The sequence below is a fragment of the Paraburkholderia sacchari genome, assembly GCF_000785435.2.
GTDB classification, from domain to species: domain Bacteria; phylum Pseudomonadota; class Gammaproteobacteria; order Burkholderiales; family Burkholderiaceae; genus Paraburkholderia; species Paraburkholderia sacchari.
In genome coordinates this window covers 65639-88391 of sequence record NZ_JTDB02000011.1, presented here as the reverse complement: position 1 = coordinate 88391, position 22753 = coordinate 65639, and the positions used below count along the sequence as shown (strand labels likewise).

The following is a 22753-nucleotide window of genomic DNA, read 5'->3' as shown; positions in this document are numbered from 1 at the left end:
TCCGTGTGCGCCGATCGTGCACGGTGCGCATAGGCACACACAGGAACAGGAACGTCATGGCATACATGCTGCTCATTGCAGAACCGCGCGGCCAGCGGGACACGCGCACGCAGGCCGAAGGCGAGGCGCTCTACGCGCGCATGCTGCGCTTCGCCGACGATCTCGCCGCGCGCGGCGTGTTGATCGACGCGCAATCGCTCGTCTCCGACAAGGAGGCCGCCCGCGTGCAGGTGCGCGAAGGGCGGGCCAGCGTACTCGACGGGCCATTCACTGAAGTTAAGGAAATGGTAGGCGGTTTTTTTCTGATTAACTGCGCAACGCGCGCAGAGGCGCTCGCCATCGCGCGCGAATGCCCGGCTGCGGAGTGGGCGAGCGTGGAAGTGCGGGAGCTTGGTCCGTGCTTTCGCTAGTCAACAGAGTCCGATGGGCGCTATCGGCCTAAGTATTTTCCCTGGGTCAGTAAAAAAATATTCAACCGATGTCGATTTGCACGGACGTTGCGCGTCGTGTGAATGAGCGCATCGAAACGATGACGCTTCCTTCACCCCCCATCTGCATGGAGACAGGAGAAAGCAATGCGATTCATGATCATGGTGCGCGCCAACGCGCTGAGCGAATCGGACGAGACCCCCAACGACCCGGAGATGTTCGCCCAGATGGCCACCTATCACGAAGAACTGGCCAAGGCGGGCGTGCTGCTTGACGCCTCGGGCCTGCACCCGAGCTCGCGCGGCTTTCGCGTGCGCTACACCGACGGCAAGCCCGCCATCGTCGATGGCCCATTCGCCGAGACGAAGGAACTCATTGCCGGTTACACGCTGATCCAGGTGCGCTCGCGCGACGAAGCGCTCGAATGGGCGCGGCGTTTCCCAGCGCCGTTCGGCAAGCACACGGATGGCGAAATCGAAGTGCGCCAACTCTATGAACTCGAAGACTTCGCCCCGTGCGAGGGCATCGAACGTTTTGGCGCGCTCCTCGAAAAAGAGCGCAACGCCAAATAAGCGATTTATTCTGCAATCCAGACGATATCGATAAAGGAAACCATCATGCACAAGCATATTTTCGTCAATCTGGGCGTGCGCGACCTGAAGCGCTCGATGGACTTCTTCGGCAAGGTCGGCTTCACGTTCGAGCCTAAATTCACCAATGACAAGGCCGCCTGCATGGTAATCGGCGAGAACATCTTCGCAATGCTGCTCACCACCGATTTCATGCGCACTTTCACCGACAAGGCGCTCGTCGATGCGCGCGAGCAGACCGAAGTGCTCGTGTGTCTTTCGTGCGAGTCGCGGGACGAAGTGAACGCGCTGGTGGAGAAGGCGCTGGCCGCGGGCGGCAGCTCGAAGCGCCCGCCCATGGATTGCGGCGACGCCATGTACGGCCGCAGCTTCGAAGACCCCGACGGCCATATCTGGGAGCTCATGTACATGTCGCCGGAAGCGGTCGAGAAAGGCGCGCACGGTTCGTGATGCACGAGGCGCGTCGCGAGTATGACGATGCAGCCGGCCAGGCGGCCGGCGAGGTGGCGACCCACCGCGCGATTGCCGCTGTTTGGCGTATCGAATCGGCCAGGGTGATCGCCCACGCCGCCCGCCTGCTGGGCGACGTGGGACTCGCCGAGGACGCCGCGCAGGACGCGCTGGTCGCGGCGCTCGAAAACTGGCCCGCGAGCGGCATCCCCGCCAATCCGGGAGCATGGCTCATGACCGCAGCGAAGCACCGCGCGCTCGACCGCTTGCGGCGGGCCGCCTCGCATGCGCGCGCGCACGAAGCGCTGGGCGCCGATCTCGAAGCGCTCGAAGCGCATTTCGCGCCTGATTTCGTCGATGCACTGGATGCGGCGCGCGAAGACGACATAGGCGACGACCTGCTGCGGTTACTGTTCGTGGCCAGTCATCCGGTGCTGCCGCGCGAGGGGCGTGTGGCGCTTACCTTGCGGCTCCTGGGCGGGCTGACCACGGGCGAGATTGCGCGCGCGTTTCTCGTGGCCGAGGCCACCGTCGCGCAGCGCATCGTGCGCGCGAAGCGCACGCTGGCGGAGGCAAAGGTGCCGTTCGAAGTGCCGGACAAGGCCGCGCGCGCAGCGCGGCTTGATTCGGTGTTCGAAGTTATTTATTTGATTTTCAACGAGGGTTATGCGGCGACGGCGGGCGCGAACTGGATGCGGCCGGCGCTTTGTGAAGAGGCGCTGCGCCTCGCCCGCATGCTGGCCGAACTGGCGCCCGAGGAGTCCGAGGCGCATGGGCTTGCCGCACTGCTGGAATTGCAGGCGTCGCGATTGCCTGCGCGCGTGGACCGCCAAGGCCGCGCGGTGCTGCTCGCCGACCAGAACCGTGCGCGTTGGGATGCGTTGCTGATCCGCCGAGGTCTCGCCGCGCTTGCGCGCGCTGAGCAGTGTGCGACGAGTTTGGCCGGGGAGCGATCCGCAGCGCGGCCGGGCGTTAGCCCGGATGCGGGATCGGCGCAACGAGAGGCTGATGCGGCGCTCGGACCTTATGCGCTGCAAGCCGCGCTCGCCGCGTGCCATGCGCGTGCGCCGAGCACGCAGGAAACTGACTGGGCGCGCATCGTCGCGCTCTACGATGCGTTGCTGCGCATCGCGCCGTCTCCCGTGGTGCAGCTCAATCGTGCTGTGGCGGTGAGCATGGCCCATGGGCCGCAGGCCGCGCTCGTCATCGTCGATGAGTTACGCGAGGAGCCGGCCTTGCGCCACTATCCCTGGCTGCCTGCCACGCGCGGCGATCTGCTTGCGAAGCTGGGCCGCGCCGACGAGGCGCGCGCCGAGTTCGAGCGCGCCGCCGCGCTCACGCTGAATGCGCGCGATCGTGAGGTGCTGCTGGAACGGGCGAAGACAGTGGGTGACCGGAAGGGGGTATGGGCATCCGGAAAAACGCCTGATGCCCCATAAATTTGGCAAATCACGCGTTTTCGGCCAATTTATGGGGCATCCAAGTCCATTTACTCGCAGACGACGGCGGGCTCTTTTCCGAGCGCATGGGTGTCTCGCGCGAGACATTACGTCGACTGGAGAACGGCGACCCGACGATTGCCATGGGCACGTCCATGCGTGTCCTGCGTGTACTGGGGCTGGATGGCAACATCGGAGTCCTTATCCAGGCTTAGAGCGTGACTCGAAGCTGGCGCGTCTAAACATTGCGCGGCGCAATGCGCTCCCCTGGCATCAGCTCATAAGGATCTTTCCAGCCTGGCAGATTCGCGATTCGCTGCGCCCAGCGCGCGATGTTCGGATAAGCGGAGGGAAGATCGAAGCCTGTTTCCTCAGCCGGATAGAACACGTATCCCGCAAGCGAGAGATCGGCGATGGTGGGCCGTTTCCCCACGATGTATTCGTTCTGCGCGAGATGCGTTTCGACTATCGAATACGCGGCCTCGGCCCGGCCCTTCAAGAACTTCTGGACTTCGGGATGCTGAGGCGTCGTGGCGAACGAGCGAAAGTAGCGATAGGTGGCAATATAGCTGGTGAACTTGTGGTTATCGAACAAGATCCACCGCAAGATCTCGCGCTTCTCGTTCTCGTTTTGCGCGGCAAACGTGCCGAGGCGATCGGCGAGGTAGTCGAGAATCACGCCCGATTGCGTCAGCGTGTTGCCGGCATGTTCGAGAACCGGCACTTCGCCCATTTCATTGGTGCTTGCGCGCCAGTCCGCGCCGCGGGTTTGTCCGTGGAAGAAGTCGACGAACACCGGCTCCCAGTCGACGCCCGAGCAGGCGAGCATCAGCGCCACTTTGTACGCGTTGCCCGATTGCGCAAAGCAATGCAGCTTGTATTCCTTGCTCATGATAGTCCTCGGGGGTGTGTCCTTGTGTTGTGCCATCGGCAGCGTAGCAGCAAACCGGCACGCTGTACGAATGCGGCGTCAGCGCAGCGAGCAACTGAGCCAATGCGCAATGCGCATGCCGTCGAGGCGCGAGCCTTCGGCGCTTGCGCTGTCGAGCATGACGACAATCACGGGGCGTCGCCCATGCACCATCACGCGCATGACCATGTTGTGCCCCGACTCGTTGATGAAGCCTGTTTTCTGCAGGCTCGCCTGGACGCGGTTGTAGCGCACGAGGCGGTTGGTGTTCACGTACAGGAGTTTTCTGGGGGCGGTGAACACGAACTGCTGTTTGTCGGTCGAGTAGCGGCGGATCAGCGGATAGCCATTGGCGGCGCGTACGAGCCGCGCAAGCTCGCGCGCGGTGGAGACGTTCTGCGGCGAGAGACCCGAAGCGTTGACGAAATGCGTGTGCGGCATGCGGAGGTCGCGCGCTTTGGCATTCATTGCCGCCACGAATGCGGAGCGCCCGCCCGGATAGTCGCGCGAAAGGGCCGCTGCCGCGCGGTTCTCCGAAGACATCAGTGCGATATGGAGCATGTCGGCGCGAGAGAGGCTCGAGCCCACCGGGAGCCGGGAATGTGTGAACTTGAGCGTGTCGAGGTCGGCGTCGGTCACGGCAAGGTGGCGCGCTAGCGGCGCGTCGTGTTGATCGAGCCAGACCACGGCGGTCATCAGCTTCGAGACCGATGCGATGGGGGCGACGGCGTCGGCGTTGCGCGCGTAGAGCGGCGTGCGGTTTTTTTCATCGACGACATAGACCGAGCGTGAGAAGAGCTTTCCGCGCGAGGCCGGCGTGAAGCCGCAGCGCGCGATCAGGCGCGGGACGGCCGTGCATGCCGTGCGGGTTGCGCCCGCGTGTGTCGTGCGCGCGGCGTGCCGGCTATTTGCTGCCCGCGGCGGACGCGACGTATGCGGTGCGGCTTTTACCTTTGGCCGCTTTGCGTGGCGTTTCGCATCGGACGCTTCGCCGCTCGCCAGGGCCGGCGACGTGCGTTGCGCGGAGCGTCGCTTGCGCGTGATCTTTTTCTTTTTAACGGGCGCCTGGGTGCGCATTTCGGTGTGATGCGGCTGTGGCGTGGCGGCGAAGGCGACCGTTGCGGTCAGGCTCGCAATGAGCAGGGCACAGAGAACAAATGGGAATCGGGAAAGGGAAATCACCGGCGGACGCAATCGAAGCTTGAGTACGGATGAGTTGAATACCCAGGCGAGTTTCGGGCGTGAATTTCGCATCGAATGGGATATGGGCCTGGAGGTACGAGTCCGCGCCATGGTGCGCGCGAGGCCTCGATGGTACAGGTACATTGCTGCGCGGGGCAGTTTGTTGGTGACCGCGTCGTTCGCAGGCGCCGCCGCGTGCGAGCCGCTCAATGGCAAGGCGCGGATCGGAAGTATCATGCTGGTTTGCGCTGCAGCGCACCCAACAAGACAATTCAATTCTGGTCCGGCCGCCTGGCCGCTTATTCACGCATGCAACTCACGGGCTCGACAGTCCCTATTTCTCTCGTACGCGGTTTTCTTGCTGCCGCCCAGGCGCGGCCGGAAGTCGTTGGCCACTATCTGGAGCAGGCCGGCATTCCCGCCGAACTGCTCGACGAACTCGGCGCGCGCGTGACGGAGGAGCAGTTCTCCACGCTCTACCGCTTGCTCGCCATCGAGCTCGACGACGAAATGCCGGGCATCTTCAGCCGCCCGTTTCGGAGCGGCACACTGAAATTCCTCTGCCTGAGCCTGCTGGATGCACGCAACCTCGAAACTGCGCTGCATCGCTTCGGCCAGTTCTTCCATATCGTGCTCGACGACTTCCGGCTCGAATCGCGCCGCAGCGAACTCGTGGCCCAGGTCGAATTGCGCCCGCATGCCGCGTTCGGGCCTATCGGTCCGCTCGGCCAGGAGTTGATGCTCAAGTTGGCGCACGGCGTGTCGTCCTGGTTGATCGGCCAGAAGATCCCGCTGCTGCAGGTCGAGCTGGCTTGTGCGCGGCAGCCGCACGCGCTCGATCACCGCTACTTCTTCTCCTGCCCGGTGCGTTTCGGCTGCGAGACTGCGCTGTTCCGCTTCAGCGCCGCCTACCTCGACATGCCGATTCGGCAGAGCAAGCGCAATCTCCGGCAGTTTCTCGAGCGCTCGCCCGGCGAGTGGATTTTCGAGTCCTTCAGCGAGCAACTCGTGAGCCATCAGGTGCGCCAGTATCTGGCCAGCACGCTGCCCGATCTGCCGACCATCGAGGCGGCGTCCATGCATTTGCATTGCTCGGTGCGCACGCTGTGCCGGCGGCTCGCGGCCGAAGACACGTCGTTTCAGGTGCTCAAGGACGACTTGCGGCGCGACGTGGCGATCCAGCGCCTTACCGATACGCAGGACACCATCGCCGCGATCGGCGCCGATATCGGTTTCGACGATCCCAGCGCCTTTCATCGCGCCTTTCGTCACTGGACCGGCAGCACGCCCGGCACCTATCGCGGGCGGCCCTGAAGAGCGCGTCCAGGTTTGAACAGTCGCGGGTGCGATTCCTGCTGCTCGAGTGTCCGATTTTGCACTCGATACGCACCGACCCGATACTGAACCCCAACGCGGTCTCCATGCGGATTTCACGCCGGAAATGGCCCCCCGCCGTCAGGGGGGCGTGTGCGCCGAAGACACCAGGTTCAACCCTGGTCCCCCGAACTTCCCAGCGAAATCCGGCGGGGCGTGGCAAGATTTGTCACTAGATGGGCCGGTTTGGACAGTTTCGCGGGCGGGTTTTGCGGCTACGATCCAACGGACATCGCCTCTGGTGCGCCGGCTCCACAGCCAGCACGCGCCGCGGCTCCCGAGATCCACGCGTTAAAAAGGGTTCGCCATGAGCTTTACTGCCCCCGTCAAAGACATGTTGTTCGTGCTGAAAGAGCTGGCCGGCATCGACGAAGTCGCCACCTTGCCCGGTTTCGAAGATGCCGGCTTCGACACCGCCCAGGCGGTGCTGGAGGAAGCGGCGAAGCTGTGCGGGGAAGTGCTCGCGCCGCTGAACGTGGAAGGCGACCGCACGCCGAGCAGCTGGCATGACGGCGAAGTCACGGCCTCGCCGGGCTTCAAGGCGGCGTTCGAGCAGTTCGCCGAAGGCGGCTGGCAGGGTTTGCAACACCCCGCCGAGTTCGGCGGCCAGGAGTTGCCGAAGCTGATCGGCACGCCCTGCAATGAAATGGTCAACGCCGCGAACCTGTCGTTCGCGCTGTGCCCGCTCCTGACCGATGGCGCGATCGAGGCGCTGCTGACCGCCGGCACCGAAGAGCAAAAGGCCCGCTACGTGCCGAAGCTCATTTCGGGCGAGTGGACCGGCACGATGAACCTGACCGAGCCGCAGGCCGGCTCCGACCTCGCTCTCGTACGCTCGCGCGCAGAGCCGCAGGCCGACGGCTCGTACCGCGTCTTCGGCACGAAGATTTTCATCACGTGGGGCGAGCACGACATGGCGAAGAACATCGTCCACCTCGTGCTGGCGCGCGTGCCGAACGCACCCGAAGGCGTGAAGGGCATTTCGCTCTTCATCGTGCCGAAGTTCCTCGTCAACGAAGACGGCAGCCTCGGCGCGCGCAACGACGTGCATTGCGTATCGATCGAACACAAGCTGGGCATCAAGGCGAGCCCGACGGCCGTGCTCCAGTACGGCGACAACGGCGGCGCGATCGGCTATCTCGTGGGCGAAGAGAATCGCGGCCTCGAATATATGTTCGTCATGATGAACGCGGCGCGTTTCGGCGTGGGCACGCAGGGTGTGGCGATTGCCGAGCGTGCGTACCAGCAGGCGGCGGCGTTCTCCAAGGAGCGCGTTCAGAGCCGTCCGGTGGATGGCTCGGCGAAGCAGTCGGTGACCATCGTGCAGCACCCCGACGTGCGCCGCATGCTCGCCACCATGCGTTCGATGACCGAGGGCGCGCGTGCGCTCGCCTATGTCGCGGCGGGTCACTGCGATGTCGCGCATCGTCATCCGGACGAAGCCGTGCGCGCGTATCATCAGGCGGTCTACGAATTCCTCGTGCCGATCGTGAAGGGCTGGAGCACCGAGATGGCCAACGAGGTCACGAGCCTTGGCGTGCAGGTGCATGGCGGCATGGGCTTCATCGAAGAAACGGGCGCGGCGCAGCACTATCGCGACGCACGCATTCTCGCGATCTACGAAGGCACCACGGCAATCCAGGCAAATGACCTGATCGGCCGCAAGACGGTGCGTGACGGCGGCGCGGTCGCGAAGGCGCTGCTCGGCGAAGTGGCGAAGACGATCGAATCGCTCGCCCAGGCCGATGGCGCGGAAGCCGCTTCGTTGCGCACGCAACTTGAACAAGGCGCGCAGGCACTCTCGCGAGTCGTGGACTTCATGATCGAGAACGTCAAGCGCGATCCGAACGGCACGTTCATGGGCAGCGTTCCTTATCTGAAACTCGCGGGCATTGTGCTGTGCGGTTGGCAGCAGGGGCGCGCGTTGCTCGCGGCGCAGCGCAATCTCGCCGACGATCCGTCGTTTTACGGCGCGAAGATCGCCATGGCGCAGTTCTATGGCGATCATGTCCTCTCGCAGGCCAATGGCCTCGCGACGGCAGCGCTGGGTGCACGCGGCGCGCAGGGCGTGCTGGCACTCACGGAAGAGCAGTTCTGATACCGGCCTGATGCCGGCCGAAACAGGAAACGCAGCATGAATACGAACGATTTGATCGCAGCAACATGGGCGTCGGCAAGGATGGCGAGCCTACCGAGAACTTCCAGCTCGGCATGGAACTGCATGCCAAGTACACGCTGTTCTGCGAAGGCTGCCGGGGTCATCTTGGCCGCCAGTTGAACGAGCATTTCAAGCTCGGCAAGGACGCGGATCCGCAGGTGTACGGCATCGGCATCAAGGAACTGTGGGAGATCGATCCGGCCAAGCACAAGCCGGGCCTCGTGATCCATACGGCGGGCTGGCCGCTCGAAAAGGACACCTACGGCGGCTCGTTCCTCTATCACACTGAAAATAACCAGGTGATGGTGGGTTTCGTCGTCGGCCTTGCGTACCAGAATCCGTACCTCTCGCCGTTCGAGGAATTCCAGCGCTACAAGACGCACCCGGCGATCCGCAAGTATCTGGAAGGCGGCAAGCGCGTTTCGTACGGCGCACGCGCGATGACGGCGGGCGGTCTGATGTCGCTGCCGAAGCTCGTGTTCCCGGGCGGCGCACTCGTAGGCGACGATGCGGGCTTCCTGAACGCGGCGCGCATCAAGGGCAGCCATGCGGCGATCAAGACCGGCATGCTGGCAGCGGAAGCGGCGTTCGACGCGGTGCAGGCCGGCCGTCAAAGCGATGAACTCGCGGCCTATCCGGAAGCGTTCAAGCAGTCGTGGCTTTACACGGAGCTGCACAAGGCGCGCAACTTCAAGCAGTGGATGAGCAAGGGCCTGTACCTGGGCACGCTGATGGTGGGTGTCGAACAGAAGCTGCTGGGTGGCAATGTGCCGTGGACGCTGCATCACCAGCACCGCGATCACGAGATGCTCAAGCCGGCGTCGCAATGCAAGCCCATCGAGTACCCGAAGCCCGATGGCAAGCTCACGTTCGACCGCCTTTCTTCGGTGTTTATTTCCAATACGAATCACGAAGAGAATCAGCCCGCGCATTTGACGTTGAAAGACGCAACGGTGCCGGTCGGCATCAACCTGAAAACCTATGCGGGACCCGAAGCGCGCTTCTGCCCGGCAGGTGTTTACGAATTTGTCAAAGTCGATTCAGACGAGGATCGCCTGCAGATCAACGCGCAGAATTGCGTACACTGCAAGACCTGCGACATCAAGGATCCGACGCAGAACATCGTGTGGGTCACGCCCGAAGGCGGCGGCGGCCCCAATTATCCGAATATGTAATGCCCGTGGCGTAATCGCGAGCGAGCCAATGAACAAGGAACGCAAATGAGCAAAGAAGTCGTGGTGGTAGGCGGTGTGCGAACCGCAATCGGCAAATTCGGCGGCAGCCTGAAGGATTTCGCGCCCACCGAGCTCGGCGCGATCGTGCTGCGCGAGCTGCTCGCGCGTAGCGAGGTCAAGCCCGAAGACGTGGGCCACGTGGTGTTCGGCAATGTGATCACCACCGAGCCGAAGGATCTCTATCTCTCGCGCGTTGCGGCCATCAATGCGGGCATTCCCGAGTCGACGCCGGCTTTCAACGTGAACCGCCTCTGCGGCTCGGGCTTGCAGGCCGTCGTTTCGGCTGCGCAGACCATTTTGCTGGGCGACGCCGATGTCGCGATCGGTGCGGGCGCGGAGAACATGAGCCGCGCGCCGTATACCGCACCCGACATGCGCTTTGGCGCACGCATGGGTGACGCGCGTTTCGTCGACATGATGCTCGGCGCGCTTCACGACCCGTTCAATACGGTGCACATGGGCGTGACCGCCGAAAACGTCGCGCGCAAGTTCGACATTTCGCGTGAGCGTCAGGATGCGCTGGCGCTCGAATCGCATCAGCGCGCGGCGCGTGCGATCGCCGAAGGCCGTTTCGCGAGCCAGATCGTGCCCGTTACGCAAAAGGTGCGGGGCCGTGAAGTCGTGTTCGACACCGACGAGCATCTGCGCACCGACGCAACGATCGAAGACTTCTCGAAGCTCAAGCCCGTCTTCGCAAAAGAGAACGGCACCGTGACGGCCGGCAACGCTTCGGGCATCAACGACGCGGCCGCGGCCGTGCTGCTGATGTCGCGCGAAGCTGCCGAGCAGCGCGGCGTCAAGCCGATGGCGCGACTCGTGGCGTACGGGCACGCGGGCGTTGATCCGCTGCACATGGGCATTGGCCCAGTGCCGGCCTCGCGCCTCGCGCTGCAGCGCGCGGGCCTGCGCGTCGAAGACCTCGACGTGATCGAATCCAACGAAGCCTTCGCGGCCCAGGCGTGCGCGGTGACGCAGGAACTCGGCCTCGATCCGGCCAAGGTCAACCCGAACGGCTCGGGCATCTCGCTCGGTCATCCGATTGGCGCGACGGGTGCGCTGATCACCGTGAAGGCGCTGCACGAGTTGCAGCGCATCGGCGGTCGCTATGCGCTGGTGACGATGTGCATCGGCGGCGGCCAGGGCATTGCGGCGATCTTCGAGAACCTCGCTTAAGGTTCAGAGCGGGTTCAAAACGGGTTCGATAAGGACTCGAAAACGCATCGATAGTGCCGGCGCGCCTCGTCGATTGAACGCGGCGCGCCTTTGTAGTTGCGACTTGTGATTGATACACCGACTGTTAGGGACCGCCATGCACGACCAGGCTAGCGAAGCAATGTCATCGGCTTATGCCTACCCCCTCTTGATCAAGCATCTGCTGCGCACGCCGATGGCGCACGCGCCGAATCAGGAGATCGTCTACCGGGGCAAGGTCCGCATGACCTACACCCAGCTTCAGGAGCGCATCGCGCGACTCGCGAACGGCCTGCAACGGCTTGGCGTGGAGCACGGCACCACGGTCGGGGTGATGGACTGGGACAGCCATCGCTATCTGGAATGTTACTTTGCAGTGCCGATGATGGGCGCCGTGCTGCAGACAGTGAACATTCGTCTTTCGCAGGCCGAGATCGCCTATACGATCAATCATGCGGGCGCACAAGTGCTGCTCGTCAACGCGGATTTCCTGCCGGTGCTGGCGGCGATTCGCGACAAGCTCGAACACGTGCGCGCGATCGTGCTGATCGACGACGAAGGCAATGGGGCGGCCTCGTCCGGGATCGAATTCGCCGATGAGTACGAGCATCTGCTCGAGACCAGCGACACGCGCTTCGACTTCCCCGACTTCGACGAAAACACGCGCGCCACGACGTTCTACACCACGGGCACCACGGGTTTGCCCAAGGGCGTGTATTTTTCGCATCGGCAACTGGTGCTGCACACCATCACGGGAATGGCGGCGCTGGCGAGCCCCGCATCGGGCCAGCGCTTCCATCGCGGCGACGTCTACATGCCGCTCACGCCGATGTTCCATGTGCACGCTTGGGGCATCCCGTACATCGCGACCGTGATGGGCGTGAAGCAGGTGTATCCGGGCCGCTATGTGCCGGACCGGATCGTCGAGCTGATGCGCGACGAAGGCGTGACCTTCTCGCATTGCGTGGGCACGATTCTGCACATGCTGCTGAGCTGCCCGCAGGCCAAGACTGCCGACTTCAGCAAATGGACGGTCGTGATCGGCGGCGGGGCGCTGCCGCATGGTCTCGCGCGCACCGCGCTGGAGCGCGGCATCGATGTCTTCACGGGTTACGGCATGTCCGAGACGTGTCCGTTGCTCACGCTGGCGCAGTTGAAGCCAGCCGCCGAGCCTCGCGACATCGACGAGGAAGTCAGTCTGCGCTGCCGCACGGGTCTTCCGGTGCCGCTCGTGGACCTGCGCATCGTCGACGACGAAATGCAGGATCTCCCGCACGATGGCGTGGCGAGCGGCGAAGTGGTCGTGCGCGCGCCCTGGCTCACGCAGGGTTATCTGCACAATCCCGAAGCCTCCGAGCAGTTGTGGGAGGGCGGCTACCTGCATACGCAGGATGTGGCGCGCATCGGCACGGATGGCTATCTGCAGATCACGGACCGCATCAAGGACGTGATCAAGTCGGGTGGCGAGTGGGTTTCGTCGCTGGAGATCGAGAGCCTGATCTCGCAGCATCCCGCCGTGGCCGAAGTGGCGGTCATCGGCATCAAGAACGAGAAGTGGGGCGAGCGCCCGGCGGCCGTGGTCGTGCTGCGTCCGGAGTATGGCGCGCCGGTGAGCGAAGACGAAATCAAGCAGCATGTCCTGCGCTTCAGCGAAACCGGGCAGATCTCGAAGTATGCGGTGCCGGAAGTCGTCAAGTTCGTCGACGCGCTGGAGAAGACCAGCGTGGGCAAGATGAACAAGAAGTGGCTGCGCGAGAACTTCGACTGAGGTGACGGCTTCGTTCGCGAAGACGCACGATGAAGCACGACAACTCGCGATGACTCGAAAAATACTGGTAAGCGCGTGCTTGCTCGGCAGTCCGGTACGTTATAACGGCGCGGCAAAAACGCTCGTCCACCCGGCGCTCGATGCCTGGCGGCGCGAGGGGCGCGTCGTATCCGTCTGTCCGGAGTTGAGCGGGGGATTCGGCGTGCCTCGTTCGGCCGCCGAAATTGCCCGCGCACAGTCGGGCGAGGCTGTCCTTGCGGGCGCGGCGCGCGTGGTCGACGTCGCGGGCGCCGATGTCACCGCGCTTTTTCTCGCCGGTGCGCAGGCGGCGCTGGAACTCGCGCGCGAGCACGATTGCCGCTTCGCATTGCTGATCGACGGGAGTCCATCGTGCGGCAGCCGCTTCATCCACGACGGGAGTTTCTCGGGCCAGCGCCGCGCCGGGGCAGGGGTGACCGCTGCGTTGTTGCGCCAGCACGGCATCGAAGTCTTCGCGGATTCGGAAATCGACGCACTCAATGCGCGGCTGGCGCGCGAAGGCTGATTCCCAAACTCAGCCAGACGTAATTGGCACCGATCTTGGGGCGAATACAATCATCGCTCGCAATGAGATCCCCTGGCGCTTGATGACACCGATTAAATTCGTTCTTCGCTACACCGCTATTCCGTTCACAGCAATTGTGGCAGTCGTTATCTGGGCTGCGGTGCCCTCCTCGAAGGAAGTCGATGCAAGGCAGTACGCGGCGTTGTCGCGTGCCTATACGAGCTTTCCGGTTGCGTTCCGGCGTGAAATCTCTGATGCGATGGATCACGGACGGATCAGCGACTGGCGGTATCAGACGCTGGTTCGCGACTCGCTCGCCAACGGCGTGGCGCTCGATTGGCCGACATCTGGCGTGGACGAACTCGCGCTGGAGCGGCAAAAGCTGGGGGCATTGATTCACGCGGATCCTGATCTTCCAAAGCCTTGATGTTGTTCGCCAGCGTGAGGTAGGAATTCAACGTTTTACGTTGTATTATTCACCATCGAATTGATTCTGCCCCTTCTCGCCATGTCCGACGCCACGCTCGATGAAGTCCGTCTTGCCGCCGAAATCGAGCGGCTCAAGAGCGAATTTCCCAAAACCCGCGAACTTTATCGCGAAGTGTGCGCGCTGCTGTTCTTTCGTTTCGGCGTTACGCCTACCGCCAACCGGCTTTATCAACTCGTGCGGCGGGGCAGCATGGGCACGCCCACGGCGGTGCTGTCCGAATTCTGGGCCGAGTTGCGCGAGAAAAGCCGCGTGCGCATCGAGCACGCGGACTTGCCGGAAGAACTGCAGGGCGCGGCGGGCGAACTTGTGGCCGCGCTCTGGACGCGCGCCACGGCAGCCGCGCAGGACGCGCTGGAGGCGCTGCGCGTAGAGGTCGAGCAGGCGCGACAGGCGGCCCAGGCATCCGTTACCGCCATGGAGGGCGATCTCGCGCGCACCGAGACGGCGCTCGAGCAACGCACGAGCGCATTGCTCGCGGCGCAGGTGCGTATCCAGGAGTTGGAGCAGGCACAGGCCGCTGCCGCCGCCACGCGCAACGCGCTGGAGCGCGAAGTCGAGCGGCTGCAGCAGGATGGCCGTGAGCGCGATGGCGCGCTCGCGCAGGCACGCGCCGATTTCGCCGTCGAACTCGACAAGCTTCGTGCCGGAGCGGAGTTGGCCGAAACCCGCTTGCAGGCCGCGGAAAAGCGCGCGCTGCTTGAAATCGAGCGCGAGCGCTCGGCCAGTGCGCGCTTGCAGCGCGAACTCGAGGCGTCCAGCAAACGCACTGCGCGGGCCGAAGAAAGCGCGCGGGCGGAGATTCAATCGCTGCAGGGGCAGCTTGGCGATTTGCGGCACCAGGCGGGCATGCAGGAAGGGCGTCTGGAGGCGCTGCGCGCGGCGCATGCGGCGCAGACGCGGGAACTCGATGCGCTGCGCAAGAAGGCAGGTGAGGGCAGTGGTACGGGCAAGGCCGCCGGTGCGGCGCCGGCACAGCGCGTGCAGCGGCGCACGGGGCGTTCCGCGGATACCCCGGCGAAGCCGCTGCGCCCCGCACGCAAGACGATCGCGAGAAAGTGACGCGAGAAAGTGAAACTGCGGCGCGAATCTAGCATAGGCCGGGTTCGCGCGCTGGCCCTGGGTGAATGCGTTTTACTGGGCCGACTCATGGAGCCACAGCTTCGCCGTGTAATCGGCATCCGAATCCAGGCGAGGAGATGCCAAGGATGTCCGATACCGTTCCCGCCAATGGCAAGGCGCCGTCGCCGCGTACGCGGGTGCGCCGTTGCGTTTGCTGCTCAATGGCTTTCCACCAGTGGGAACTGGTCTATCAGCAGACGCCACGCTGAAGACTAATCCAGTCCGACACTGCGATGCTGCAGACGTAGTCTTCCGGGTGGTTCGAAGTACGTACCAAAGCGCACCAGACCTTTCTTGCTGAGATGGCAGGTCATCTCGAAGCTCACCAGCACGCCGGGATCCTTGTTCTCCAGGATGGTGATGTCGACCGAGCGGATGCGCGGCTCATACTTGACCAGGGTGAGTTGCATCTGGTCACGCAGTTGATGCGCCGAAGCCGGCAGTGCCTTGTAGATGTTCGTGAGATCGGGCAGGCGAATCTGTGCCGGCTGGACTCCGCTGGCCATGCGCGTGAGCAGCTCGCGCGACACGGCGGGCAGCACCTGCTGGTTCAAGAACGCGTCGACGTTACGCGCGCCCGAATGCCGGTCGAGGCACACCTGCGCCATGGCCCCGATCAGCGAGTCGTCGCAGGCCAGCGAGATTTCGTGTTGCCTCAGCAGGCGCGTGGCCACCTTCGCGAGCTTCAGGCGCACGATACGCGCGAGTGCATCGACGTCGAGCGGGCGGTACACCAGTGTCCGGAATCGCGCGAGCAGCGCCGGCTGGAAGTGCGCGAGCAGTTCGGGCCGGATGGCGTCCAGTAGCGCCGTCTGCGCGATTGGCGGCGTGTCGAGCACAGCCTCGATGATCTGCGCGCTGCCTAGATTGGATGTCATCAGGATCACGCAGTTGCGGAAATTGATTTCTCGTCCTTCACCATCGCGCATGGTGCCCCGGTCGAATACCTGGTAGAACAGGTCCTGGACGTCGCGATGGGCCTTCTCCACCTCGTCGAGCAGCACGACGCTGTAAGGACGCTGGCGCACAGCCTCGGTGAGCACACCGCCGCGGCCGTAGCCAACGTAACCCGGCGGCGAGCCCTTGAGCTGTGAAACCGTGTGTGCTTCCTGATACTCCGCCATGTTGATCGTCGTGAGCGCCGCTTCGCCTCCGAACAGCACGTCGGCGAGTGCGAGCGCAGTCTCGGTTTTGCCTACACCCGAGGGGCCGGCGAGGAGGAACACGCCCAGTGGCGCATCTTCGCCCTTGAGCCCCGCCTTGGCGGTGCGCAGACTCTCGGCCAGCGCGCCCAGTGCATCATCCTGGGCCACCACGCGTTCGCCCAGTTGCGCTTCGAGGGTAAGCAGGCTCTGTACTTCATCCTCGACCAGGTTGCCGACGGGCACGCCCGTCCATTCGGCCACGACGCGCGCAATCGCCTGGGCGTCGACGTCGGCGAAGATCAGCGGGGTTCTGCCCTGGGCGTGGGCGAGGGATTCACGTGCGCGCGCGAGTTCCGCCGCGTTGCGCGCTTCAGGCGCTGTTTCCCGCTGGGCCTGAATGGCGCGCACGAGCACGAGCTCGGTGTCATAGCGTGTTTGCAGCGCGGTGAGCGCCGCCTGGGCATTTAGGCGCGCCGTGTCCAGCGCTTCACAGCGTTCAGGCGATGCGTCGATGCCCGCCTGGCGATCGGATTCGAGCGTGGCGCGTTCAAGCTCGATCGCGGCGAGCGCAGCGCGTGCGCGCTGCAACTCGGACGGTGGGGATTCGAGTCCCATGCGTATGCGCGCGGCCGCGGTGTCGATCAAATCGACGGCCTTGTCGGGCAACTGGCGCGCGGGAATGTAGCGTCGCGAGAGCTTGACGGCGGCCACGAGCGCTTCGTCGCGCACGTGTACGTTGTGGTACGTGGCGTAACGCTCTTTCAGGCCGCGCAGCATCAGGCAGGCGGCTTCATCGTCGGGTTCCTCGATCTTGATCATCTGGAAGCGCCGCTCAAGCGCCGCGTCGCGCTCGAAATATTCTTTGTATTCCGACCAGGTGGTGGCCGCGATCGTGCGCAACTCGCCGCGCGCGAGCGCGGGCTTGAGCAGGTTGGCCGCATCCGCGCCGCCCGCGGCATTGCCGGCTCCGATCAGCATATGGGCTTCGTCGATAAAGAGCAGGATCGGCACGGCCGAAGCCTGGACTTCGTCGATGACGGTTTTCAGGCGCTGCTCGAATTCGCCCTTTACGCCGGCGCCGGCTTGCAGGAGGCCGAGATCGAGCGTGAGGATGCGCACGTCACGGATCACGTTCGGCACGGTGCCCTCACGCCCCTGGACGGTCACCGAACCCTTGATGTCCGCGCCGCCGTCGTCCTTGAGCCACATATAGGACGGAATCGCCATATTCACTACTCCTGTTTCGTACTGCTTACTACGCCCGGGGCAGGATGCCGGGCATCACAATCCCGAAGCGGCTGCCTCGGGGGCTAATGGTTACCCGGCATCGCGAATACAGACGACGCACTGGCTATCTGGAAAAGACACTGGGCGACGTCCGATCTTCGGCCGGCTCTGGCCCGCATCCTGCCGGAGACTCCCGATCTCATGTATGTGGATGCGTGGCTTGACCGGCTCAACCGGAGGCTCGATGAGGAGGCAAGGCTTCTGGTCGGCGTCCGGCTGAATGCGGTTCATCAGGCGCTTCCACCTGACGGAAGTGCGGAAGCAGTTGTTGGGCTTCTTCTCGTCCCTGAAGCTGCATGCCGAAGGTTCAATCTCGCGCCTGCCGTCATGCTACATCGACCGAATGGAATGGCTAATTGTTCAGTCAACGAAGCCCTCTCACGTGCCTTGCAGTGGGGACGCGTCGAGCCAGGTGAAGTCAAGCGGATCTGGCAAGGTGGACTTGATGCATCTTCGGCGAATGCTGCAACCAAAGCCACAGTTCAGGCGGGTATTGCTACGAAGCTCACCAGCATCGACTACCTGGTCGGCAATGCAGGGGAGGTTGCGCCGTGGCTTAACGTAGCGTGTGCGACCCGATCAGTTGTCGAGGAAAACGCGCCGCAACTCGTTGTGACAGCGGGTAAAGGTGGCGAATGCTTTTCGGTCATTCGAAACGTCAAGTAGAGCAAACCTTGTGCGAGCGATCCGATGAGCATGGTGGTCATAGCGGAGCGATACGACGCTCCATTCCAGGTGCAACTTGGGAGGGCAAATCTTGGTCCGCAGGTATGACATTCTGAAAGGCGACCGAACAACGGCAGACGGGACTGTGATGGGAGGCGATCCCAAAGACAGGGTCGGCGATCGTGAGCAGGCTTATGAGCAGGATGATGTCTGGTGTCCTGAATGCCAGTCGATGGGGCGTATCGTGTGCGACGGGCCGCGCTGGCCGAACAAGGGGCCAGACGGAAGGGAGGGTGCACTCAGCGATGACCTTTGTGTGTGCAAATGCGATCCACCACCACGTCTGCTTCCCTCGCAAAACTCGTCTTACGTCGATTGCTGAGCGAATGCGACGGGCAACGCGTCAATCTCCCCGGCAGCAGTAAATGAAGGGGGTTGGCTGCTACCGGAATATCGGAAATCACTTTTCAGTTTTTATCAGAATATGCTGCGCAAGTTCCGGATCGACGTTCTGAGCGTCCTCATACTGGTTGTCCTGCCCGGATTGCTGATCTGGTTCAGGGGCGACTCATGGCTGGGTCTGCATTCTGCCGAAAAGCGTGCTGGATGGATTGTCGCTCTTTGCATCGTCTTTGTTCTGCTGTTCCTGTGGTTCAGTTTCGATGCTTCGTCGCGCCCGGCCGTGGCCGCAAGGCGAGTCCGATATTGGGTCCTGCAACAGTTGAATCTGTCTTCCGGGCAACCTGATGACGCTACATCAGCAGAGCGTACACGGGCGGCAGCGCTGCGGAGCGGCCTGCGGGATCGCCATGGGTGGCGCTGGAATTACCGCGAGCGCTGGATCGTCATCGCGGGCGACACGCCGCTTGTCAAGCGGATCGCGCCGGGGCTGACCGAAAAAGGATACGCGTTCACGGGAGACATCGTCCTGCTGCATGCCACCCAGACCACCGATACGCTTGAAACGGAGTGGCTTGGCCAGATTCGCCGCCTGCGACGCCGGTGTCCCGTGGATGCCATTGTGGCTGTAGCGCGCGCGCATGACGGTCCCCGCATGCGGGCCGAAGCCGACAGGCTGGCCCAGCGTCTTGCCCGTCATGCGCGTGCATTGCGTTGGGCGGCACCTGTCTATCTGCTGAACGCAACAGAGTTTGATGAAGGGGATCCCACGATTCCCGACGATCCCATTGGCTTTACCTGGTCGGCGCCGCGCGTGCATGAAGAAGACGTCGACCGCTCGCTGCGCAGCCTGTCGCACAACCTCGCCGATGCCGGAGTGGCGCGCCTGATCAACAGTCATGCGGACCGTTATCCAGCGCTGCTCTCGCGCCACATCGACGAGCGGCGGACGGATCTGATCGCGCTGGTTGCGCAGATCGCCCAGTCGCGTTACTGGAGGCATGCCGTCCACGGACTCGTCTTTGCTCCGTTGTTCCGGGCACGCGAGGCGGCGGGTACCCGCCCACCGGTGACCGCTTCCAGTGGCGTGTGCTCTCGCATCTGGCGCCGAACTTTCTTTCGATGATGAACGCCGAGGTGTTGCGCGGCGCGCTCGCGCTCTACGACTGGACCAACGACGAGCTGAACAGCCGGCGTCTCGCCGGCATTCTCTGGGTCTCGCAGGAACTGCTTGAGGAAGTGTCGGGCGGCTCGGTGGAGCGCGGTGTGCTGATCGAAGTGACGCTCGACTCGCACGCGTTTGCGGGCGAGGGCGACGTCATGCTTTTCGGCGAGATGCTGCATCGCTTTTTCGAACTCTACGCTGAGATCAATCTCTTCACGAAACTGTCGATCGTGAGTCTGCCATCGCAGACGCGCACGCTCTGGCCGCGCAGCAAGACGTACAGGGTGCCGCTATGAAACGCGCAGACTGGCCCGAACTGGAGCCGCTGGTTGCGTCACTGCTCGCGCGAGCGCCGCGCATGAGCTTCATGCAGCTATGCCGGATGCTGGAGCAGCGCATGCCCGATGGTGCCGGGTTCGGCACGCAGGACGGGCTTGCTGGCGAGCCTGTGCGATTCCGTCCGCGCCCGCGCATGGGTTTTCCGGCGGGCGAGATCGCCTCGATCGAATTCGACGAAGAACGCCCCGGCGCGCCGCCCACCATCCGCACGACCTTCATGGGACTGTACGGCGTGGACGCGGCGATGCCGCCGCACCTGATCGACGACATCGCGTTGCGCGAGGAAGGGTATGAGGCGGTTGAGGCCTTTCTCGACCAGTACAACCATCGCACGGTCACGCTGTTCTATCGGGCCTGGAAGAAATATCGCTACCCGGAGAGTTTTCGTCCGGGGGGAGCCGACGAGCATTCGCGCTACCTGCTCAATCTGGGTGGCTTTGGCTGGGGCGACAAACCCGCGCGCGCCGGCCTCCCGGATTCACGCATGCTGGCGCTGCTGGGGCTGCTGATCCAGCATACGCGCACGGCGGAGGGGCTCTCGGGGGTGATCGCACTGGCCGTCCCGGGTGTCGAGGTGCGCGTCGATGAGTTTTATCCGGCGCGGGCAAATGCCGGTACGCCGGTGCCATTGACCTCCCGGCCGACAGCGGGCCGGTCTACTCGCGAGGTCACTTCCCCCGCTTGCCGGAGGGGACTGGGTGCGGGCTACGTGCTCGGCAAGCGCCTCGCGTATCGCAGCCGCGCGGTGCGTGTCACCTTGCGTCCGGCCAACGCGCAGCAGGCGCATGATCTGCTGCCTGGCGGCTGGCTGCACCGCGAGGTAAAGGCCTTCGTGCAGCTCTATATCGGCGAGAAGGCCGACGTCCATCTGCGCATGCAACTGTCGACGCGCCTGGTGCCGGCGCCAGCCGTCGCCACGGTGCATGAAACCACGGCACCGCGTCTCGGTTGGACCACAGTCTTACCCGCCGAAGAGGAGCGCATGATCACCATCGCGCTTGGCGTGCACGAAGCCATTCCGGCGCCTGCGCCGAATCCCTACCTGACGCTCCCGACATCACAGACACCTCGCCATGCCTGAACTTCTCAGCCGTTCCCGCCGCCTCGCCGCGGCGAGCATCACGGTCGCCATTGCGGCCGCGCCCGCTCTCCTGCCCACGGTTCTGCTTTCGGGCTGTGGCGTGTGGCAGGGCGTATCCGATACCACGTCGGCGGCCTGGCACGCCGTCTTTTACCGCAAGGTCAAGGTGCTCAACGTGGACCTCGCCGCACGCGAAGGGCTTAATCTCGATGATGCCGGCAAGGCGAACTCCGTGGCCGTGCGCGTCTATCAACTCAGGGACCGCAAGAGTTTCGATGCCGCGTCCTACGACGATCTGCTCAAGAACGACCGTACGGTGCTTGCGCAGGATCTCGCCGACAGCATGGCCGTGGTCGTGAACCCGGGTGCATCGTCGAGTCTCACGCAGCCGATGAAAACGGAGACGAACTACGTGGCGATCATCGCACTCGTCAGGCAGCCGGGTACAGACGGTGCATGGCGACGCGTGATCTCGACAAAGAACCTCGATCCTGAGAAGCCGTTGAAGCTCGAACTGGTGGCGAGCCGTCTGCAGTCACCCGATGACGCCACGGCTACTTCGACTACCACAACTGCATCGAAGTGATGCCGGCTGTGTGGCTCGATGTCTTGAATGCCTGGCACTTGGCGTTGGGCTCGTTGATCGGCGTTGCCCTAAAGATGCGTCAACGTCTTTGCCAGCGCCGACGTCGCGGCCACATCGCCGGAATTCATCGCCACGCCTCCTGTCGACAGGACCTTGTTGACATCGGTGGGATTGGCGGCCGCCAGTTGCCCGATCGTGGTGATGCCGCCTTTGCTCAACGCGGCGGCGGCGCTCGATGACAAGCCGGGCAGGTTGGTGACCGGCGCACTGGACGCCGCACCGGCCGCTCCCTGAACGCCAAGCGCCGCATGAACGACGTCGCTACCGCCCGACGAACGAATCGCGCCAGCCTGGCGCTCGGAGAGGTCTGACACCAGCGCGTCCGAGTTCGTAAACGAAGCTGTATCTGGAAGAATGCTCACGGCGTCCGCCACGGTCATGCCGTTGTCGAGCGTTTGCGTCCCGTAGTTCTTGACCAGGTCGGCCTTGCTGACCGTCTTGCCGCCAAATTGCTGGAGGAATTGCGGATTCGACGACATGAACTTCGCGAGACTCGCGGGGCCCGACACGCGCGGATCGCTGGCGGGGTTCGACGGCGTCGGCGTTACGTTCGGCAGCATGATGGTGCCCTGGCTGGTCTGCCAGACGGCGACGTCCTTGTCGAAATACTTCGTTGAGCCAACGAAATGAGCATTCGTGGCGTCGAACGGCGGGATGAAGGACACCGGGGGGAAGCTCGGCGGCTCGTAGCTCGCGCGCCTCTGCGCGAGGTTGAACAGATCTGCGTTGATCAGATTGATCTGGGTCCGAATCTCGTCGAGCAGGCTGCGGATCTCGGCGCGCATGTTGGCGAGGCACGCGAACACCTTGCCGAGGTCTGTGCGCACTGCTGCAAAGTCCTGCTCGATCTTGTGCAGGCGCGAGTTGAAACCCTCTTCCCCTGCCGTTTGCTGGGCCTGCACCACGCTCTCGCCGTCCACCCAGTCCGTGTGGTGGAAGGCCGGCGTGAAGGTCTCGACGCAGTCCGTCTCGACAGCCGGGAAATCGGTCTGATAGTTGAAGACGCGCTGCTGCCGCGCGCCTTGCTGGATCAGCCAGTTGCCGAGGATGATCGATGCTTCCGAATCGCCAACGCCCGTATCCCGAATGGACTTCATCACATCGGAGATCGCCATTCCATCGAGTTGTAGTGTATCGACAGCCATT

At 63.6% G+C, this 22753-nt stretch carries 21 protein-coding genes and 2 pseudogenes; 19 read left to right on the top strand and 4 right to left on the bottom strand.

The window, feature by feature from the left end; all coding sequences use genetic code 11:
• The first annotated feature begins 56 nt into the window (after positions 1–56).
• The 5 genes from NH14_RS28345 to NH14_RS34180 all read left to right on the top strand — a co-directional run bounded on the left by NH14_RS28345 (position 57) and on the right by NH14_RS34180 (position 3123).
• The gene (locus NH14_RS28345) at positions 57–410 is read left to right on the top strand and encodes a YciI family protein (protein WP_035535291.1); all 354 of its coding nucleotides are present in this window, start codon (positions 57–59) and stop codon (positions 408–410) included.
• A 165-nt stretch (positions 411–575) separates the two neighbouring features.
• On the top strand, positions 576–1001 hold the full coding sequence (locus NH14_RS28340; RefSeq protein WP_035535294.1) for a YciI family protein: 426 nt from the start codon (positions 576–578) through the stop codon (positions 999–1001).
• 45 nt (positions 1002–1046) lie between these two features.
• Positions 1047–1469: a VOC family protein gene (locus NH14_RS28335; RefSeq protein ID WP_035535297.1), complete on the top strand. Its 423-nt coding sequence runs from the start codon at positions 1047–1049 to the stop codon at positions 1467–1469.
• Complete coding sequence (locus NH14_RS28330) at positions 1469–2908, top strand: RNA polymerase sigma factor (RefSeq protein ID WP_052148634.1); 1440 nt, start codon at positions 1469–1471, stop codon at positions 2906–2908. The genes NH14_RS28335 and NH14_RS28330 overlap by 1 nt, the downstream gene beginning before the upstream one ends.
• Before the next feature lie 86 nt (positions 2909–2994).
• Positions 2995–3123 (top strand): helix-turn-helix domain-containing protein, encoded by a 129-nt coding sequence (locus NH14_RS34180; protein ID WP_152617372.1) that lies wholly within the window; start codon positions 2995–2997, stop codon positions 3121–3123.
• A 23-nt stretch (positions 3124–3146) separates the two neighbouring features.
• Here NH14_RS34180 and NH14_RS28320 read toward each other — a convergent pair whose 3' ends face one another.
• Together NH14_RS28320 and NH14_RS28315 are read right to left on the bottom strand one after the other, a co-directional pair.
• Positions 3147–3800, bottom strand: a complete 654-nt coding sequence (locus NH14_RS28320; RefSeq protein ID WP_035535302.1) for a glutathione S-transferase family protein — start codon at positions 3798–3800, stop codon at positions 3147–3149.
• 78 nt (positions 3801–3878) lie between these two features.
• A complete protein-coding gene (locus NH14_RS28315; protein ID WP_052148635.1) occupies positions 3879–4895 on the bottom strand; it encodes a serine hydrolase in 1017 nt (338 codons plus the stop codon).
• A gap of 414 nt (positions 4896–5309) precedes the next feature.
• On the opposite strand from NH14_RS28315, the gene NH14_RS28310 reads away from it, so the two are divergent.
• From NH14_RS28310 to NH14_RS33930, 9 genes and pseudogenes are all read left to right on the top strand, one after another.
• Positions 5310–6314: an AraC family transcriptional regulator gene (locus NH14_RS28310; protein ID WP_035535313.1), complete on the top strand. Its 1005-nt coding sequence runs from the start codon at positions 5310–5312 to the stop codon at positions 6312–6314.
• A 367-nt stretch (positions 6315–6681) separates the two neighbouring features.
• Positions 6682–8472 carry an acyl-CoA dehydrogenase gene (locus NH14_RS28305; RefSeq protein ID WP_035535305.1) on the top strand — a complete coding sequence of 597 codons (1791 nt, stop codon included), beginning with the start codon at positions 6682–6684 and terminating at the stop codon, positions 8470–8472.
• Between the two features lie 62 nt (positions 8473–8534).
• Positions 8535–9707 (top strand): annotated as a pseudogene (locus tag NH14_RS28300) (electron transfer flavoprotein-ubiquinone oxidoreductase); the annotation flags it as partial.
• A gap of 45 nt (positions 9708–9752) precedes the next feature.
• Positions 9753–10940: a beta-ketothiolase BktB gene (gene bktB, locus NH14_RS28295; protein ID WP_035533921.1), complete on the top strand. Its 1188-nt coding sequence runs from the start codon at positions 9753–9755 to the stop codon at positions 10938–10940.
• A gap of 136 nt (positions 10941–11076) precedes the next feature.
• Positions 11077–12726, top strand: a complete 1650-nt coding sequence (locus NH14_RS28290; RefSeq protein ID WP_035533923.1) for a fatty acid--CoA ligase — start codon at positions 11077–11079, stop codon at positions 12724–12726.
• Positions 12727–12775: 49 nt separating this feature from the next.
• A complete protein-coding gene (locus tag NH14_RS28285) occupies positions 12776–13270 on the top strand; it encodes a 2-thiouracil desulfurase family protein (protein ID WP_035534008.1) in 495 nt (164 codons plus the stop codon).
• An 82-nt stretch (positions 13271–13352) separates the two neighbouring features.
• Complete coding sequence (locus NH14_RS28280) at positions 13353–13697, top strand: hypothetical protein (protein ID WP_035534010.1); 345 nt, start codon at positions 13353–13355, stop codon at positions 13695–13697.
• An 81-nt stretch (positions 13698–13778) separates the two neighbouring features.
• Positions 13779–14819 (top strand): DNA-binding protein, encoded by a 1041-nt coding sequence (locus NH14_RS28275; RefSeq protein ID WP_084225959.1) that lies wholly within the window; start codon positions 13779–13781, stop codon positions 14817–14819.
• Between the two features lie 146 nt (positions 14820–14965).
• Positions 14966–15088 (top strand): hypothetical protein, encoded by a 123-nt coding sequence (locus NH14_RS33930; RefSeq protein ID WP_269151864.1) that lies wholly within the window; start codon positions 14966–14968, stop codon positions 15086–15088.
• Positions 15089–15091: 3 nt separating this feature from the next.
• Here the strand turns inward: NH14_RS33930 and tssH are convergent, their stop codons facing one another.
• Positions 15092–17251 carry a type VI secretion system ATPase TssH gene (gene tssH, locus NH14_RS28270; RefSeq protein WP_508613268.1) on the bottom strand — a complete coding sequence of 720 codons (2160 nt, stop codon included), beginning with the start codon at positions 17249–17251 and terminating at the stop codon, positions 15092–15094.
• A gap of 99 nt (positions 17252–17350) precedes the next feature.
• Here tssH and NH14_RS28265 point away from each other — a divergent pair, with 99 nt between their 5' ends.
• From NH14_RS28265 to tssJ, 5 genes and pseudogenes are all read left to right on the top strand, one after another.
• Positions 17351–17977: a KPHS_23130 family T6SS system protein gene (locus tag NH14_RS28265; RefSeq protein WP_508613269.1), complete on the top strand. Its 627-nt coding sequence runs from the start codon at positions 17351–17353 to the stop codon at positions 17975–17977.
• A 484-nt stretch (positions 17978–18461) separates the two neighbouring features.
• Complete coding sequence (locus NH14_RS28260; protein WP_035533926.1) at positions 18462–19502, top strand: hypothetical protein; 1041 nt, start codon at positions 18462–18464, stop codon at positions 19500–19502.
• Positions 19433–19837: pseudogene (locus tag NH14_RS28255) on the top strand (type VI secretion system baseplate subunit TssF); the annotation flags it as partial. The gene NH14_RS28260 and the pseudogene NH14_RS28255, both read left to right, overlap by 70 nt.
• On the top strand, positions 19834–20961 hold the full coding sequence (gene tssG, locus NH14_RS28250) for a type VI secretion system baseplate subunit TssG (RefSeq protein ID WP_052148540.1): 1128 nt from the start codon (positions 19834–19836) through the stop codon (positions 20959–20961). The pseudogene NH14_RS28255 and the gene tssG, both read left to right, overlap by 4 nt.
• Positions 20954–21547 carry a type VI secretion system lipoprotein TssJ gene (gene tssJ, locus NH14_RS28245; protein WP_052148541.1) on the top strand — a complete coding sequence of 198 codons (594 nt, stop codon included), beginning with the start codon at positions 20954–20956 and terminating at the stop codon, positions 21545–21547. Before tssG ends, tssJ begins: the two co-directional genes overlap by 8 nt.
• A 68-nt stretch (positions 21548–21615) precedes the next feature.
• Here the strand turns inward: tssJ and NH14_RS28240 are convergent, their stop codons facing one another.
• Positions 21616–22752: a hypothetical protein gene (locus NH14_RS28240; RefSeq protein WP_152617320.1), complete on the bottom strand. Its 1137-nt coding sequence runs from the start codon at positions 22750–22752 to the stop codon at positions 21616–21618.
• Between the last annotated feature and the right edge of the window lies 1 nt (position 22753).